Annotated in this window: 14 protein-coding genes; 5 read left to right on the top strand and 9 right to left on the bottom strand. The window is 53.3% G+C overall.

Going from position 1 to position 16,399, the window contains the following annotated elements; translation table 11 throughout:
* The first annotated feature begins 106 nt into the window (after window positions 1–106).
* The 5 genes from nrdD to ACWAU4_RS13525 all read left to right on the top strand — a co-directional run bounded on the left by nrdD (window position 107) and on the right by ACWAU4_RS13525 (window position 4,900).
* Entirely contained in the window at window positions 107–2,224 is a 2,118-nt protein-coding gene (gene nrdD / locus ACWAU4_RS13545) for an anaerobic ribonucleoside-triphosphate reductase (RefSeq protein WP_044734729.1), read from the top strand.
* Between the two features lie 49 nt (window positions 2,225–2,273).
* Window positions 2,274–2,747: an anaerobic ribonucleoside-triphosphate reductase-activating protein gene (gene nrdG / locus ACWAU4_RS13540; protein WP_025011145.1), complete on the top strand. Its 474-nt coding sequence runs from the start codon at window positions 2,274–2,276 to the stop codon at window positions 2,745–2,747.
* A 151-nt stretch (window positions 2,748–2,898) separates the two neighbouring features.
* Window positions 2,899–3,255, top strand: a complete 357-nt coding sequence (locus ACWAU4_RS13535) for a YibL family ribosome-associated protein (protein ID WP_025011144.1) — start codon at window positions 2,899–2,901, stop codon at window positions 3,253–3,255.
* 168 nt (window positions 3,256–3,423) lie between these two features.
* A complete protein-coding gene (gene ribA, locus ACWAU4_RS13530) occupies window positions 3,424–4,041 on the top strand; it encodes a GTP cyclohydrolase II (RefSeq protein ID WP_025011143.1) in 618 nt (205 codons plus the stop codon).
* A 55-nt stretch (window positions 4,042–4,096) separates the two neighbouring features.
* Entirely contained in the window at window positions 4,097–4,900 is an 804-nt protein-coding gene (locus tag ACWAU4_RS13525) for a hypothetical protein (RefSeq protein ID WP_454290571.1), read from the top strand.
* Window positions 4,901–4,906: 6 nt separating this feature from the next.
* On the opposite strand, the gene ACWAU4_RS13520 is transcribed toward ACWAU4_RS13525, so the two are convergent.
* From ACWAU4_RS13520 to ACWAU4_RS13480, 9 genes are all read right to left on the bottom strand, one after another.
* Window positions 4,907–5,368, bottom strand: a complete 462-nt coding sequence (locus ACWAU4_RS13520) for a hypothetical protein (RefSeq protein ID WP_025887169.1) — start codon at window positions 5,366–5,368, stop codon at window positions 4,907–4,909.
* Between the two features lie 132 nt (window positions 5,369–5,500).
* Complete coding sequence (locus ACWAU4_RS13515; RefSeq protein ID WP_025887170.1) at window positions 5,501–5,851, bottom strand: VF530 family protein; 351 nt, start codon at window positions 5,849–5,851, stop codon at window positions 5,501–5,503.
* A gap of 173 nt (window positions 5,852–6,024) precedes the next feature.
* Complete coding sequence (locus ACWAU4_RS13510) at window positions 6,025–8,397, bottom strand: S8 family serine peptidase (protein WP_028780784.1); 2,373 nt, start codon at window positions 8,395–8,397, stop codon at window positions 6,025–6,027.
* A 544-nt stretch (window positions 8,398–8,941) separates the two neighbouring features.
* A complete protein-coding gene (locus ACWAU4_RS13505; RefSeq protein WP_371873403.1) occupies window positions 8,942–9,262 on the bottom strand; it encodes a rhodanese-like domain-containing protein in 321 nt (106 codons plus the stop codon).
* Between the two features lie 76 nt (window positions 9,263–9,338).
* A complete protein-coding gene (locus ACWAU4_RS13500; RefSeq protein ID WP_025011137.1) occupies window positions 9,339–9,551 on the bottom strand; it encodes a YgaP family membrane protein in 213 nt (70 codons plus the stop codon).
* Window position 9,552: 1 nt separating this feature from the next.
* Complete coding sequence (locus ACWAU4_RS13495; RefSeq protein ID WP_208124858.1) at window positions 9,553–12,798, bottom strand: efflux RND transporter permease subunit; 3,246 nt, start codon at window positions 12,796–12,798, stop codon at window positions 9,553–9,555.
* Between the two features lie 9 nt (window positions 12,799–12,807).
* Window positions 12,808–13,833: an efflux RND transporter periplasmic adaptor subunit gene (locus ACWAU4_RS13490; protein WP_045282690.1), complete on the bottom strand. Its 1,026-nt coding sequence runs from the start codon at window positions 13,831–13,833 to the stop codon at window positions 12,808–12,810.
* A 225-nt stretch (window positions 13,834–14,058) separates the two neighbouring features.
* Window positions 14,059–14,775 carry an SIMPL domain-containing protein gene (locus tag ACWAU4_RS13485; protein ID WP_044734721.1) on the bottom strand — a complete coding sequence of 239 codons (717 nt, stop codon included), beginning with the start codon at window positions 14,773–14,775 and terminating at the stop codon, window positions 14,059–14,061.
* A gap of 220 nt (window positions 14,776–14,995) precedes the next feature.
* Window positions 14,996–16,282, bottom strand: coding sequence for an OmpP1/FadL family transporter (locus ACWAU4_RS13480; RefSeq protein WP_044734720.1), 1,287 nt, complete (start codon window positions 16,280–16,282; stop codon window positions 14,996–14,998).
* Between the last annotated feature and the right edge of the window lie 117 nt (window positions 16,283–16,399).

Here is a 16,399-nt window from a genome sequence, read left to right as displayed (position 1 = left end):
TCATGGTATTGAAGAGCGATTTGTCGCTTAATTCTCTACATATTGTGCTTGGTTAATAAAACACCACTATATATGGTGTTAAATAAACAACATGGAGATTAGAGAAATGCCGGTAGTGATTAAGCGGGACGGGTGCCGTACTCAGTTCGATGAAACAAGGATAAGGGATGCGGTGCTGGCAGCCTCTAGCCACTGCGGTATAGAAGATGTGGACTATGCGGCCACAGTCGCAGCGCTGGTCACCCAGGCGGTAACCGACAAGGCTGAGGTCAATATCCAGGAGTTGCAGGACAGGGTCGAAAACCTGTTGATGGAAGGGCCGTACAAACAAGTGGCCCGTAGCTACATTGAATATCGTCACGACAGAGATATCTGCCGTGAATCCAGCAGCCGACTGAATCTGGAGATCCGCGGCCTGGTCGAGCAGAGCAACGCGACCCTGCTCAACGAAAATGCCAATAAAGACTCCAAGGTGATCCCCACCCAGAGGGATCTCCTGGCCGGTATTGTCGCCAAACATTATGCCAAACATCATATCCTGCCCAAGGATGTGGTTGCCGCCCATGAGGCCGGTGAGATCCACTATCACGATCTCGACTATTCGCCTTTCTTCCCTATGTTCAACTGTATGCTGATCGATCTCGGTGGCATGTTGACCCAAGGGTTTAAGATGGGCAATGCCGAGATTGAGACACCAAAATCCATCTCGACTGCGACCGCAGTTACCGCGCAGATCATCGCCCAGGTCGCCAGCCATATTTATGGCGGCACCACAATCAACCGCATAGATGAAGTGTTGGCCCCTTTTGTGGCCAAGAGCTACGACAAGCATTATCAAACTGCGCTCAAGTGGGGGATTACCGATGCCAAGGCGTTTGCCACAGAGCAGACCAAGAAAGAGTGTCACGACGCCTTCCAGTCGCTGGAATATGAGGTCAATACCCTGCATACCGCCAATGGTCAGACGCCTTTTGTTACCTTCGGTTTCGGTTTGGGTACCAGCTGGGAGTCGAGGCTGATCCAAGAGTCTATTTTGCGGATCCGCATGGAAGGCCTTGGCAAGAACCGCAAGACAGCGGTTTTCCCCAAGTTGGTGTTTGCCATTCGTGATGGTATCAACCATAAGGCCGGCGACTGCAACTACGACATCAAGCAGTTGGCGCTCGAGTGTGCCAGCATTCGCATGTATCCGGATATTCTCAACTATGAGCAGGTGGTCAAGGTTACTGGCTCATTCAAGACTCCTATGGGTTGTCGCAGTTTCCTTGGCACCTATGAGGAAAACGGCGAGCTGCTGCATGAAGGTCGCAACAACTTAGGCGTAGTCAGCCTGAACTTGCCGAGGGTGGCGCTGGAAGCCAAGGGTGATGAAGCCGAGTTTTATCGCATTTTGGATCAAAGGCTGGAGATGGCCCGCAAGGCGCTGGATACCCGCATCGAACGTCTGGCCAACGTCAAGGCCAGAGTGGCGCCCATTCTCTATATGGAAGGGGCTTGCGGAGTGCGCCTGCGCGGTGATGATAACATTGCCGAAATCTTCAAAAACGGCCGAGCTTCCATCTCTCTGGGCTATATAGGCCTGCATGAGACAATCAATGCTCTCTATGGTACAGACACCCATGTGTTTGACGATGAAACATTGAGGCAGAAAGCAGTTGCCATAGTGGCTCACCTCAAGGCGGCTACAGTGCGCTGGAAAGAGGAAACCGGTTATGGTTTCAGCCTCTACAGTACACCGAGCGAGAGCCTGTGCAGCCGTTTTGCCAAGCTGGATGCCAAGAGCTTTGGCCTGGTTGATGGTGTTACCGACAAGGGCTATTACACCAACAGCTTCCACCTGGATGTGGAGAAGAAGGTGAATCCTTACGACAAACTCGACTTCGAACAGCCGTATCCCGAGCTCGCCAATGGTGGTTTCATCTGCTACGGCGAATACCCGAATATGCAGCACAACCTGGAAGCGCTGGAGAATGTCTGGGACTACAGCTACAGCCGGGTGCCTTACTATGGAACCAACACACCGATAGATGAGTGTTACGACTGTGGCTTTACCGGTGAGTTTATCTGTACCAGCAAGGGCTTTACCTGCCCCAAGTGTGGCAACCATGAGCCCAGTCGGGTGTCTGTGACCCGCAGGGTTTGCGGTTATCTCGGCAGCCCGGATGCCAGACCCTTCAACCATGGCAAGCAGGAAGAGGTCAAACGTCGGGTTAAGCACCTTTAACGACAAACTGTTTTATAGGCGCCCCTCGGGGCGCCTTGTGGATATAGCTATGAACTATCATCAGTATTACCCCGTGGATGTGGTCAATGGACCGGGCACCCGGGTAACCCTGTTTGTCTCCGGTTGTGAACATCAGTGCCGGGGTTGTTATAACCAGTCAACCTGGGATCCCCGCTCCGGGCATCCTTTCGACCAGGCGATGTCTGACAGGATCATTGCCGATCTCAATGACAGCCGGATCCCGAGAAGGGGCTTGTCACTTTCAGGTGGTGACCCACTGTTTCCGGGCAATCTTGACGCCATCAAGGCCTTGTTGCTGCGGGTGCGGGACGAATGCCCTGGAAAGGATGTCTGGCTCTGGACTGGTTATCGTCTCGATGAACTCAGTCCGGCGCAGCGGGAATTGCTCGGGCTTATTCATGTGTTGGTGGATGGCAAATTCGTGCAGGAGCAAGCGGATCCGTCGCTGAAGTTTCGTGGTTCGGCCAACCAGGTGATACATCTGCTCAACGACCCTCAGTAAGTACAAAAGTGAAAACTGGTTAACACAATTGCTTTTCCCTGCTAAAAAACCCCGTCACCTGGGCTTGAGTTGCTGTTATACTTCTGTCCGGCACATTTACGGCAACCAGGCCGTCCATTCTCAGGGTGCCGGGATTTTGTAAGGTAACAGAATGAATTTGAAGCAGGAGCTGCAACAGCTCAACGATAAGCTGGATCAGTATCGCCGTAAATTGGCCGCCGCAGAGCAACGTGGCGATGGTCCTATCATTGCCCAGTTTCAGCGGGAAATCGCCGCCGTCAACAAGCGGATTGCAGCCATCAAGGGCCAGCAGAGTCGGCAGCTTGGCAAGCAGGGACAGTCTATTCGCGATCTGCCTTTTAGCCGCGAACTCACCAAAGCCGAACAGGCCGACATGGGCAAACTCAAGAAGTCTGTCCGGGGTTTGGTCGTTGTGCATCCCATGACAGCGCTGGGCAGAGAAATGGGTATTACTGCCGTTACCGGGTTTGCACCCAAGGCATTTTAACTGCCGCCGTGACAGCAGATAATAACCAATGAATTTACTTGGGTATTCCGGTCGGTGGTAAAAACGCATAAAATGACCGGCCTGAGTACTGAGCACGCTTCACTATTATCTTGATTTTGAGGGATGTTAACCGTCTCAGGGAATGAGAGCAGTCGTTAAGGTTAATTCATGTCTATTAAATTTATCGCCACCGCCAAATTGCCAACCCCTTGGGGGGTGTTTGCCATGCATGGTTTCGAGGATACCGAAACCGGTAAAGAGCACGTGGCGCTGACTTTTGGTGAGCTCCAAGCCGATAAACCCATGCTGGGACGGATCCATTCGGAATGTCTCACCGGAGATGCCCTGTTCAGCCTGCGCTGCGACTGCGGCTTTCAACTGCAGACCGCGATGCAAAATGTCGCCGAAGCCGGTCAGGGCTTTATTCTCTACCTGCGTCAGGAAGGTCGTGGCATAGGGCTGTTGAACAAAATTCGAGCCTACGAGTTGCAGGACGATGGCGCCAATACAGTGGAAGCCAACGAGCGTCTGGGCTTTCCGGCCGATATGCGCAAGTACGATATGATTGCGCCCATGCTGGAAAAAATTGGCGTTCACAAGGTTAGGTTGATGACCAATAATCCGCGCAAGGTGCAGGCGATGAAAGATGTCGGCATGGAAGTTGTCGAGCGGGTGCCGCTGCAGGTGGGCAAAAACCGTTACAACGAAGCCTACCTCAAGACCAAGTCTACTGAGCTTGGCCATATGATGTCTGAGTATCATTTCACCGAAGGTCATCAGGACTGAGTCGGCAAAGATGAAGTCACCGGGGAAAGCATCAACCCAAGTTGGTTTATTGAGTGTGTCTTCCCTGGGGCTTTTGCTGCTTGCAGCCCCAATCCTTGCCCAAGAGTCCCCCGGCCACGCCCGGCCGCCGGACAACTCCCACTATGCCTTTGGCAGCTATCTGGGCAGCGGGGTCTATCGCGCGTCCGAACAGGATGCTACCGTCATCAGCTTACCGCTGGACTTTACGCTGGAGCAGAGTGATGACTCGGAGTTCTTGCTGCGCCTGCCCATCTCTGTAGGCTTTTTCAACTATAGCCTTGAAGATGCCGGTGAGTTCGAATTGCCTTCCAGTGTTGGTACCCTGACCGTGACCCCAGGCTTTGAAAAGCGTTGGCGTCTGGATGAAAACTGGCGCATGGAGGCCTATGGCGATCTCGGTTTTGGCAGTAATTTTGACCAAGGCGGTAATGTCGCCATCATGGCAGCCGGCATCAGTGGCTTGCGTCATTTTGAGCTGTGGCAGGCAGATTCTCTGTGGGTGACCCGACTGAAATTTGCCGCCTACAGTGAACGGGCGTTCAGCATCAGCCAGAGCTTTTCCGTATTGCAAACCGGAGTGGATATCGGTTTGCCTTATCACTGGTCCTGGCAGGGGTTACAGATGCAGCCCAGGGTGTTTGCTTTGGGTTATTGGTATTTTGACCAGTTACAGTTTGCCGGCGATCTCAACCAGGATACCTTGGTGTCCGGCAGTATTGAGTTGGGGGCCACCCTGGCCCTTGCCAAGCCAGTGCTTGGCATAGACAGATTGGGGATCAGTTACCGTAGTGGTGATGGGCTGGAGATCTGGCGCCTGGTGTTCAGCATGCCCATCTGAGCGGCATCAGCCCTCAGTGGCGGCGTTCTTGTCCTGGCGGGCTTTCTCGTTGAGCAGGGCGACCAACTGACCACTGACGGCGGCAATCTGATCCTGCAGCAACTTACGCTCTATCTCGGCCGCTTCAGAATCATCACCATTCAGTTGCTGTAGCTGCTGCTGCAACTCCTTGAGCTTGTCCTGCAGCTCTTTAATCTTCTTGTCAATTTCAGACATATCCGAGGTATCTTCCTCGGCGGCTTTCTGCGCTTCTGAGGTTTGCTCCGAATTGTTCCTATACAGCTGACCACCTATATCATCCGCCAGTGCTTTGCGACCGGCAGAAGAGATATTCACTTTATCCTGGCTGTCCGAACTTGTGGCAGCGCTTTCCTTGGCTGCGTCTTTGTCGGCCACTGTGACTTCACTTAGGTTGCGGGGACCGGTTCCCTGAGTGGCGATTTGACCTAAGCCTGCAATGTTCATCATTAAACTCCTTGGCGGCATCTGTTCGTGCTGATAGTCGATAACGACTTATCGGCTGCAAGGGGAAGAACTTTAGCAGCTTTAAGGCAAAATTGGTTAAAAATATAGCGGGTTGCGTGTTGTATCAGTATCTGCCTAGTCGCTCTTTTTACCCCAGATATGGGCATTGGTTTGAGGCTTGTCGGCACAGGTTTGTTTGGCCGGCTTTTGCCTTGTGGCCGGGGTTGAACTGCCCAGAAGGTGAGGCGGAATGGGCAAGCCCTTACTGGTCAGATAGAGACGTTCCAGTTTTTCCCTGGCCCATTGGGTCTTTCGCAAAAAGGTCAGGCTCGATTTAATGCTGGGATCATGGCTGAAGCAGCGCACTTTTATCCTTTGTGCCAGGCCATCAAAGCCGTACTGCTCCACCATCTCTGTGAGTATCGCCTTGAGGGTCAAGCCGTGCAGGGGATCTTTGTTGGCTTGAGGGGAATTGGAAGCTGTCATGAATGGGCCTTGGTAGCTGGTGTTATAAAAGCGGCGCCAGTATAACCGAGAAGCTTTTCAAATGCCTTGCAAAAAGGTTGAAAAAGTCGCGTCAAACTGTCCGGCAGCTCTTCAGCCAAGGGGAAACCATCGAGAGAGGAAAAAGGGGCCGTAGCGGCCCCTTGAAAGAGAGATTATTTAAAGTGCAGTGACCAGCTGTCGATGTAGCCTACGTCACGGCGACCGGAGTCAACGGCCTTGAGCAGCCAGGTACCACTGGACTCGACACCTGTCATATCGACCGAATAGCTCTGGTTGATATTGTCGGTGCCTTTGCCTGTGTTGTCGTGCAGCACGGCAATCTGGCCATTGGGGCTGTGCAGTTCAACCTGCAGATCGCCAATGTAAGGGTGCACTATGCTGACATCTACAGTGACCACACCCGAATCACCGCTGCGGCTGACACTGATGGGGCTGGTAATGCCTGTGCTGTTGTTGTCGGGAATATTGGCATTATCACCATTGGTGTAGCTCGCTGCGCCGCCACCTGGATTGGTGCTGCTTGAGCCTGTGTAGCTAGCCACCAGGCTGGCACCGCTGAAGCTGCTGTAACCGCGAACCATCACATAGTAAGTACCGGCTTGAGGGCTGTTGACCGAACAGCTTTCAGTGTTGCCGCCTTTCCAGGGGCGACAATCAAAGCTGCTGGTGGTTGGAGCCGCGCCGTACTGCATGTAAAGGTCGGCATCACCTGTGCCGCCACTCAGGTTGAAGCTGAGGTTGGAAGCGCCGGCAGGCACATCGAGGAAGAAGTGCAGTTCATCGTCTTTGGCACCACTAAGGTTGTTGACTGCCACACCGTTTTCCAACTGACCATCGCTTGGTGTGCCGGGATCGCTCGGGCCATTACAGGAGGCATCCAGATATTCCTTGGCAGCCACGGCATTGACCAGACCATAGCCGGTGCGATCGTCACGACCGGGGACATCCAGATCTTCGGCGGTGGCTTTCAGCGCCTGACGCACCTGGGCGGCACTACACTCAGTGTGATAGCTCCATACCAGAGTTGCGACGCCGGATACGTGTGGCGTCGCCATGGAAGTACCGTTGTAGTACTCATAGTCTTCGCCAGTGGTGTTGGATACGCTGGCCTGCTGACCGATTTGGTTACGCAGCGCCAGACCGGTTTCACGGTCTACAGACACAGAAGCCTTGGTCAATTCAGTGTTTGAGTCCACCAGGAAGGGGTTTTGCAGTCCGGGCAGATCGCTGTTGGAGTAGACAATAGTCGCTGCCGCACCGGCGTTGTTACAGGCGCGAACCGCATTGATCTCGGGATAACCGGCACCTTGGTTTTCCAAACGCTGCACCAAACAGACTTTGCCTGTCATGTTGCCGCAGTTGTAGTTGCCGCCGCTGGTGTCACACTCGGCCAGTTCGCCGCTGGCACTGGCGCTGATGGGCGAGGGCACATAGTTGCTTCCCGATGGTACAAAGCGGTTGTGAGGCACCACCCCTTCGGCAAACAGCGACTGACCGGCAATGACAATATCAGCCAGACGTCCTTCGCCGCGAGTCACGGTTGAGAGGATTGCTTCACCCGGGCCGGAGATTTCGACCTGATTGGTGTACTGGGAGAAGGCCGAATGGTCTTTGTTGCTGTCGACCGAGGCCACCGACATTACCGCATCATAGGAAGCCGGGTAGCTGTGGGTGTTGTTGCCATCGTTACCGGCCGCAGCAATCAAGAGCACGCCATTGTTAAAGTGGTTGGTCATGGCATTGCGCTCAGTGGTGCTGGATCCTGAGCCACCCAGGCTCATGGTGACCACATTGGCGCCATTGTCGACACAGGTATCCACGGCGGATACTAGTGAAGAGGAGTAACCCCAACCTGACTCGTTGAATACCTTGATCACATGGATATTGGCGTTCTGATTCGGCATCACCCCAACCACGCCTTCATTGTTGGCGATGGCGGCTATGGTGCCGGCAACGTGGGTTCCGTGGGCATTGTTATTGCCCGGCTCGAACCAGTTTCCGGTGCCCGAGTTGTTGGTACCTGTGACATTGTTGCCACTGAGATCCTGGTGAGCACGATCATAGCCGGAGTCTATGATACATATGGTGCGATTACCGCTGAGGTTATCGGCCAACTGAGTCGCGCCGACATAGGTTTGACCCCAGGGCGTGGTTTCACTCAATAAGCGGCGGGGCATATCTTCTTCGACATACTCCACATCGGTGCGGGCACGCAGCGCCTTGAGTCCGGGGTTATCCAACTTGACGCTGTAGCTGTGGCTGCGACCAATGCGCTTCATTTCGCGAGCCTTAACGCCGTTAAGCGCTCTGTGCTGGCCGAATACCTGATTCAGTTCGCTTTGGCCACTCATGGTTTGCAGGCCGTTGTTGTCCTTGAACTTAACGATATAGCGCTTGGGCAGGGGCGACTGCTGTGACAGATCATTGGCTTGAGGCTTGAAAGGTGCGCCATGAACACCGGCAGAGACTGCCAGGGCCAGCATGGACAGACTCAGGGCCAGCTGTTTATTTGTTATTTTTTTCATACTTGTCTTCCGTGTAACAGATCTTGGTTTATTGTCCTCGGGCACTTCAGCATTCACTGAAATGACCCATTTGCAATCTACCGCTATGAAAAAGTCATGTAAAACAAATGTTAACAGCATGGCGTTCCATTTCGGCTTGATTGTATTTCACTTTTTGTGAATAAAAATTCACTCTAGGTGTTTGCTGTTACTAAATGTATCAGTGGCGGGTGCATGAAATTTTGCCGGGTTTGAATAAGACTCTATGTGGGGTTTGATTGATCCCTGAGATGCGTGAAAGATGTAATTGATTGATTTATAACTTTAATGATGTCTCTTATTCTAATTTGACATAAGTAATTATTATGAAGAATAATCGTTGCGAAAAGGAGACTTTAGTATGGGGTAAAGGCGACTTTTTGACTGAGTGTGCAAATTTGACACTTGCACGTCATCTTGGTTTTTGGCTTTTTGTTAATTATTTGTGCTGATCACTTAGTAAAAAGGCCCACTTGAGTGGGCCCGGTTGCATGAGTGGCGCAGTACTTAATGGTTATCTGGTCAGCTAGTTGCCGGCGCTGGCCTTGAGGGTATAGTAGCCACCACCATTGTATACCGCCTGATAACCGGCGTTATCCAGCGACTCCTTGGCAATGCCTGAGCGGCGACCGCTACGACAGTAGACAACTACAGGGGTGTCCTTGGCAATGCCCTGTTTGGCGAAGACTTCGACTATCTGCTCAAAGGGGATATTGATAGCCTCTGGCAGGTGTCCCTCGGCGTATTCTTCCGGGGTTCTGACATCCACCAGCATGGCGCCCTGGGCGACCTTGGTCAGCGCCACCTCGGGAACCATCTGCTCGGCGCGAGCGCTGAGGCTCAGCAGTACAGCAAACAGCAGAGTGGTCAGCCACAGGAATTGGCGCTGGGTACGGGTTTTTATCTTCACTTGCATTCCTTATTCAGTGGGCCTTGGCCTGTTCAGCCTCCGTTTTCATACCGAATTTACGCATCAGCATGCTGGCAGGACAAAAGCCGGTAAAAGCACTCTGAAACAGGTTAGCGCCAACAAACAGAGTTAGCCATACAAAATTGTGATGGACAGTGGCGGTTAACAGTAATGACAACATCACCATAAATCCGGCAAAGGCCATAGTGGCACGTTCTACAGACATTTTAAGCTCCTTTGGCCGCCTGGGCCTGGTTGATCACTGAGTCGATGCGCTTGCGCATCAGGGCATAGTAAAGTACCGGGATCACCACCAGCGTCAGCAGAGTGGAGATCAGGATCCCGAAGATAAGACTGATGGCCAGACCGTTGAAGATCGGGTCATCCAGAATAAACATGGCGCCTATCATGGCCGCGAGGGCGGTAAGCATAATAGGTTTGGCCCGCACGGCGCCCGAGTGAATGACCGCCTGTTCAAATGGCACTCCGGCAGCGGTTTCCTGGTTGATAAAGTCCACCAGGAGTATGGAGTTACGCACTATGATCCCCGCCAGCGCTATCATGCCTATCATGGAGGTGGCGGTGAACTGGGCGCCGAGCAAGGCGTGTCCCGGCATGACCCCGATAATGGTCAAGGGGATAGGCGCCATAATGATCAGCGGTACCAGATAGGAACGGAAGTGGGCCACCACCAGGAGATAGATGGCAATCATGCCGACCCCATAGGCCAGGCCCATATCACGGAAGGTTTCATAGGTGATCTTCCACTCGCCATCCCAGAGTACGCTGATGGCATCCAGACCATCGGGTTGGCTGAAATAATGCTGGTTGAAGCCAAGGCCACCTTCTGAGTCGATATCCGCCGCCATTTCAAACATACCGTACAGTGGGCTGTCGAGCGGCCCGGCCATGTCGGCAATCACCATGATCATCGGGATCATATTCTTGTGAATGATGGGTGCGTCTATCTGCCCCTTGCGGATTGTCACCAATTCGGCCACGGGCACAGTGCCGCCATGGAGGCTGTCGAGGCGCAGGTTGAGTACTGAGGTCAGATCCAGTTTGTCGGCCTCCGGCAGTTCCAGGCGAATTGGCACAGGGCGTTTCTGCATCGGCTTATGCAGCACATTGATATCCTTGCCGCCGACAGCAGTGGCCACCAGATCCACTATGTTGGCGTAGGGCACGCCCAGCAGACTGGCCTTGCTGCGGTCGATAAGTACCTGCCATTTCTGTTGTGCCGCCGGCAGGAAGATATCGATATCCACCACATCCTCGGTCGCCTGGAACAGGGACTGCAGCTCTCTGGCCGCCTGCTGGCGAATATCCTGGCTGGGGCCATAGACCTCGGCCACAATCGGCGACCACACAGGTGGGCCGGGGGGCACTTCCACTACTTTGACATTGGCGTTGAAGCCCTGGGCGATTTGTTGCAGCGGGCCGCGCACCGCCAGGGCTATGCTGTGGCTGTCTCTGTCCCTGTGTTTCTTGTCACTGAGATTGACCTGAATATCGCCAAGCTCCTGACTGTTGCGGACAAAGTAATGCCTGACCAGGCCGTTGAAGTTAATCGGGGCATGGGTGCCGGCATAGAGCTGCAGATGCTGCACTTCGGGTACAGTCACCAGATAATCGGATAAGGCCTTGAGGACTTTTTCCGTCTGCTCCACCGGCGTGCCTTCCGGCATATCCACCATCACCTGGAATTCGCTCTTGTTGTCGAAGGGCAGCATCTTGAGCACCACCAATTGGCCGACGGGCAGGGCCACGGCCATGCCTATCAGCACAAACACGCCGGCGGCCATGCCTACACGGGCCTTGCGGCTCTCGAGGAATGGCTTGATAAGCCGGGTAAACAGCCTGAGCATCACAGGGTTGGCATTGTCGCTGTGCCCCTCGCCACCCTTGTGCCTGAGCAGTTTGTGGCTGAGCCAGGGGGTGACCACAAAGGCCACAGCCAGGGAGATCAACATGCCCATGCTGGCGTTGATGGGAATAGGGCTCATATAGGGGCCCATCAGCCCCGAGACAAAGGCCATCGGCAGCAATGCCGCAATAACGGTAAAGGTCGCCAGAATCGTGGGGCCACCCACTTCATCCACGGCGGCGGGAATAAGTTCACTCAGGCTGCGTTTGCCCATGGCCATATGACGGTGGATGTTTTCCACCACGACGATGGCATCGTCCACCAAAATACCTATGGAGAAGATCAGCGCAAACAGGGATACCCGGTTGAGGGTAAAGCCCCAGGCCCAGGAGGCGAAAAGGGTAATCGCCAGGGTAATGACAATCGCCACTCCCACCACCAGTGCCTCGCGCATTCCCATGGTGAACACCACCAGGATAACCACAGCGGCGGTAGCAAAGATCAACTTGAAGATCAGAGTGTTGGACTTATCTGCCGCCGTTACGCCATAGTTGCGTGACACAGTGACATTGACATTGTCCGGAATAAGCAGGTTACGGCTCTTTTCCACCTTGGCAAGGATAGCATCGGCCACATCCACGGCGTTTTCACCCGGTTGTTTGCCTATGGCTATGGTCACTGCCGGGAAGACGCCTTTAGCTTCTGCTTCGTCGCTGTGACCGTTCTGATGCCAGGCGCCATAGAGGGGGACATCGGCCTTGAGGCTGATATCGGCAATATCACTGAGGAAGACAGGGGCGGCCTTGCCTTGGCTGTCATTGTGCACCGCGACCACCAGTTGCTGCACATCCTCCAGCGAGCGCAGGAACTGGCCGGTCTGCACCTTGATCTCCTGGTTATCTTGCACCAGAGACACGGGCATGGAGACCGCATTATTGGCGCCGAGCGCCCGGTTGATGGCATCAAAGCTGACACCATAAAAACTCATTTGGGCCGGATTGATGCGCACATTGAGCACTAACTCATGGGACCCCATGGACTCGACATCTCGGGTGCCGGGAATGCGCTTGAGTTCGGTTTCGAGCCCATGGGCCACATGAGTCAGTTGCTGAGCCGAGACACTGGGATCCTCAGACCAGAGAGTCAGGCTGACAATGGGCACATCGTCTATGCCCATGGGTTTTATCAAGGGATCACCCACACCCGCGGCTCTGGGCAGCTTGTCCAGGTTGGAATAGATTTGATTGTAGAGTTTGACTATCGCCTCGTTGCGGGGCACACCCACCTCAAAGATGACGATGATCATCGCGCCATCGGGCTGCGAGAAGGAGTAGAGGGTATCTATGCCTTTTATCTGCGAGATCACCTCTTCTGCCGGCAGGGTAACCAACTGCTCGACTTCGGTCGGTGTGGCACCGGGGAAGGGGATAAACACATCGGCAAAGGTCACATCTATCTGAGGTTCTTCCTCCTTGGGAGTGACCATAATGGCAAACATCCCCAGCAACAAGCCCAGCAAGGCCAGAAGCGGCGTAATGGCACTGAGCTGGAAACTGGCGGCAATGCGGCCGGAGATGCCGGTGTTATTTTCGCTGTGATTAGCCATGAGTTCCCCTTACTTGGCCTGGCGCTGCTCGAGCAGCAACTGATAGGCGTTGGCGGCGACTATGTCTCCGGCTTCGAGTCCTGCCAGTATGGTCACGCCATCGTCACGCACATCACCCAGGCGTACCTGTTGCAGGACAAAGTTGTCGCCGCGCTTGAGGTAGACGGCCGACAGCTCATTGACGCTGTAAAGCGCTTCTTTGGGCAGTACTATCTCCTGGCGCTTTTCTATGGCAAAGCGCACCTTAACGAAACTGCCGGGCAATAGATCGCCTGTGTTGGCCGGTAGTGGCAGTCTCACCTGAAAGGCGCGGCTCTGCTCATCACTGAAACCAAAGACCTTGGGGGTAGTGACGTCAAAACTGCGACCATCGGCTAGGATAACCGTCATCTTTTCTGTGGCTTTGGCGGCCTGAAGAAAACGCTGCGGCAGCTGCATCACCACCCGCATCTCATCGTCGGCAAAACCGGACAGGAGCGGTTGACCGGGAGCGACTGTTTCTCCCTCTTCCACATGCCTGGCCGTGACTATGCCAGCATATGGCGCGCTGACGACTGTGTATTTCAGTGATTCCTTTGCCTGAATGATCCTCGCCTTGGCAGCGCTGGCCGCTTGGGAGGCTGACTTGGCATTGGCTATGGCCTGATCCATTTGGCCGCGGGAAATCGCGCCCTTGGGAAACAGTTCCTGATAGCGCTTGAGCGTCAGCTGCGCTTCGGTATCCAAGGCTCTGGCTCTGGCGTATTCCGCCTCGGCCGCCGCCAGGGACGCGCCTTGCTCTTCACTGGTGATCTCAAGCAGCGCCGCCCCGGCGGGGACTCGGTCATTGACATCAAAGTAAAGCTTGAGGATCCGTCCCGAGGTCTGGGCCGACACGGTTGCGGCCTTGACCGCCTCGAGCCTGCCATCCAGGGTCAGCAATTGGGAGTGCTCTGTCTGGCGGACAGTCACTGTGGCCGGCTCGGCTGCCTTAACGGGTTGAATGAGCAGCAGCGCGGGCAGTAACAGGGTCAATACTGGCGTTATTCTGGGCATGGAACTGTTCTCAAAAAAGCATCTATGAGAAAATTCTAATGAATAAGGTGGTCGCCTGCAACTATTATTAGAAAAATATGATTAAATAAGAGGTGGCTTGAGTAACTGACTAGACCTTGAATACCCAGGCCAGAATATACACAGCCAAAATACAGATACGAAAACAGGCGGCCTTGGCCACCTGTTTATATTGAAAAATCCGTTTCAGGTTTGCGCTTCAAAAGTTCAGTCGTTGAGATAGTAGGTGAGGGTAGAGACGATTCGCACCTTCTTGATGTAAGGCGTATTACTGTCGCGATCGGAAATGGTGAAGGTGCCCTGGCTGGCTTGTTTGATCTTCCCAAGTACCGAGTCTGAATCTTTGGCAAACTTCTCGGCCACTTCACGGGCATTTTGGGTAGCCTCCTGCACCATGGCCGGCTTGATACTGTTGAGTTCGGTAAACAGGAATTCGGTGCGACTGTCATAGTCCTGACTGGCGATGGCTATGCCTTCTTTGGCCAGGGCCAGCAGCTTGTTACGGCTCTCAAGCAGCAGATCCACCTGGTGAGTATAAAGCGACACTGTCACCCGGGCTGCGTAGCGATACTTTACATTGGGATCGACATAACCCTGGGCTTGCCTGTCTTCGATGGAAGGCAGAGAGACAGAGATTTCATCCTTGTTGAAACCTTGCTGTTCAAGAAAAGCCGTCACTTTATCTGTGTTTTGTTGCACCGTCTGATACAAGGTGTTGAGATCGTTATCCACCTCATTGAAGCGAATCGGCCAGATGGCGACGTTGGCCTTGACCTCGCGTTCAGCCAGACCTTTGACCGCCACGGTTCGCTCCATACCTTTCATTGCCAGCAGGCTGTTTCCAATACTGGTGCCAAGCAGCAGTAAACCGGCGCAAATAAAACCCCCAAGCAACAGGGCCGCCAGAGAATAATTTTTACTCATTTCAAAATCCTTTTGTGACATAGGAGAGGTACGAAGTACGCCTTATATCCGGCCCTGTAAGCCAGCCGATGCAGCGCAATTTACACCTTTCATAAGATAACCAAGCCTTGGCGAGAATGCATCTGTAAGCTTGAATGTTGCCTGAACAACTTGCTGTTAATCAACAAAAAAGCCGCCCCGAAGGGCGGCCTTGTCAGCTTAAACTCGTTGGAGCCTTGGCTCAGAATTGATAGCTGTACTGCACTGAGTAGTACATAGCTTCTGATTTGGTAATGGCGTTAACCGGACCAACTACTGCACTGTTTTCTACCAGTTCCACTTCTTCACCTTTAACAAAGGCCATACCTAAGTCGATGGTTTGATGCTGGTTGATGTGGTAGCTCAAGCCAGCAGTGAACCATTGACGGTCAGAATCAGGGATAGAGATTGAACTGATTTCATCAACCACACCATTGTCGAACATGTAACCGGCGCGAACAGTGAATTGTTCGTTAATGTCGTAGGTTCCGCCCACACTCATCAGCCAGGAGTTTTTCCACTGATACTGCTTCAGAGGGGCATTGACATTGTTGGCAATCACTGTACCTGTACCATAAATGCTGCTGACACCATCTTTGGCTGTAATTTGATCGAAGTTGCCCCAACGGGTGTATTGAGCCGTGTAATGGACAGCAAAGTTTTCGGTTAACTGGTGGAAACCGGCCAACTGGAATATGTCTGCCAAAGGCACTTCCAACTCGTCAAACAGGGTTGAAGCAAAACTGTTTGTTTGGCCAGGCAAAGGTGTCAGTGTCGCAATATGGCCACTCACATCGACATTGGGGCTGTAACGGTAACTCAGACCAAAACGGTTGTTCTCATTCAGCTCAAGTGTGGCACCAACAATACCGCCAATACCCCAACCATCGGCATCCACATCGACCAATGGCATTTGATTGTAATAGCGATCCAGGTTGCCTTCGCCATAAACCAAATCCAGTCCGACACCCAAACTCAGCATGTCATTGATGCGGTAAGACACACTGGTGTTGAAGTTGATGGTGGTTACTTCGGTATTACCTATTAGATCATAGGGAGCCGCCACTGTTTTGCTATTGACCAATGAGGCGCTGTCTGTGCCGGTACCGAAGTTGGAAAAGGCAGCAAAGCCCACAGCCCATTTATCATTCAAAGGCTGGATGTAATAGATGTTGGGGATCCATTTGACGCTGCCGGCATCATCAATCCCACCCAGATCCACCTGGCCGCCCATGAAGTTAACGTCTTTGATATCTACCTGGACGTCAACAGTGGTGACACCAACCGATATAGCGGCTTTGTCAAACAGTGCCATGGCGGCCGGGTTACGGGATAACACGGATGCGTTATCTGCAATCACGGCATCACCGGCAAAGGCACGGCCGATACCTGTGGCTGATTGGCTGTTGAGCTGGAAACCGGCTGCCAGGGTCTGGCCACTGACCAGCGCTACTGAAACCGCGATAAGAGTCTTGTTGAAATACTTCATTATTATCTTCTCTTTTATGTTTGCAGGTTGGCTGTCAGTCTCTAATACCCCACAGACACCCGCTTATTCGTCCAGTGCATCTTATGGACGCCCCATAGCGCCAACAACTCCGACCAG

The organism is Shewanella sp. FeAMO, assembly GCF_053653955.1.
This window is presented reverse-complemented; position numbering and strand designations above follow the sequence as displayed.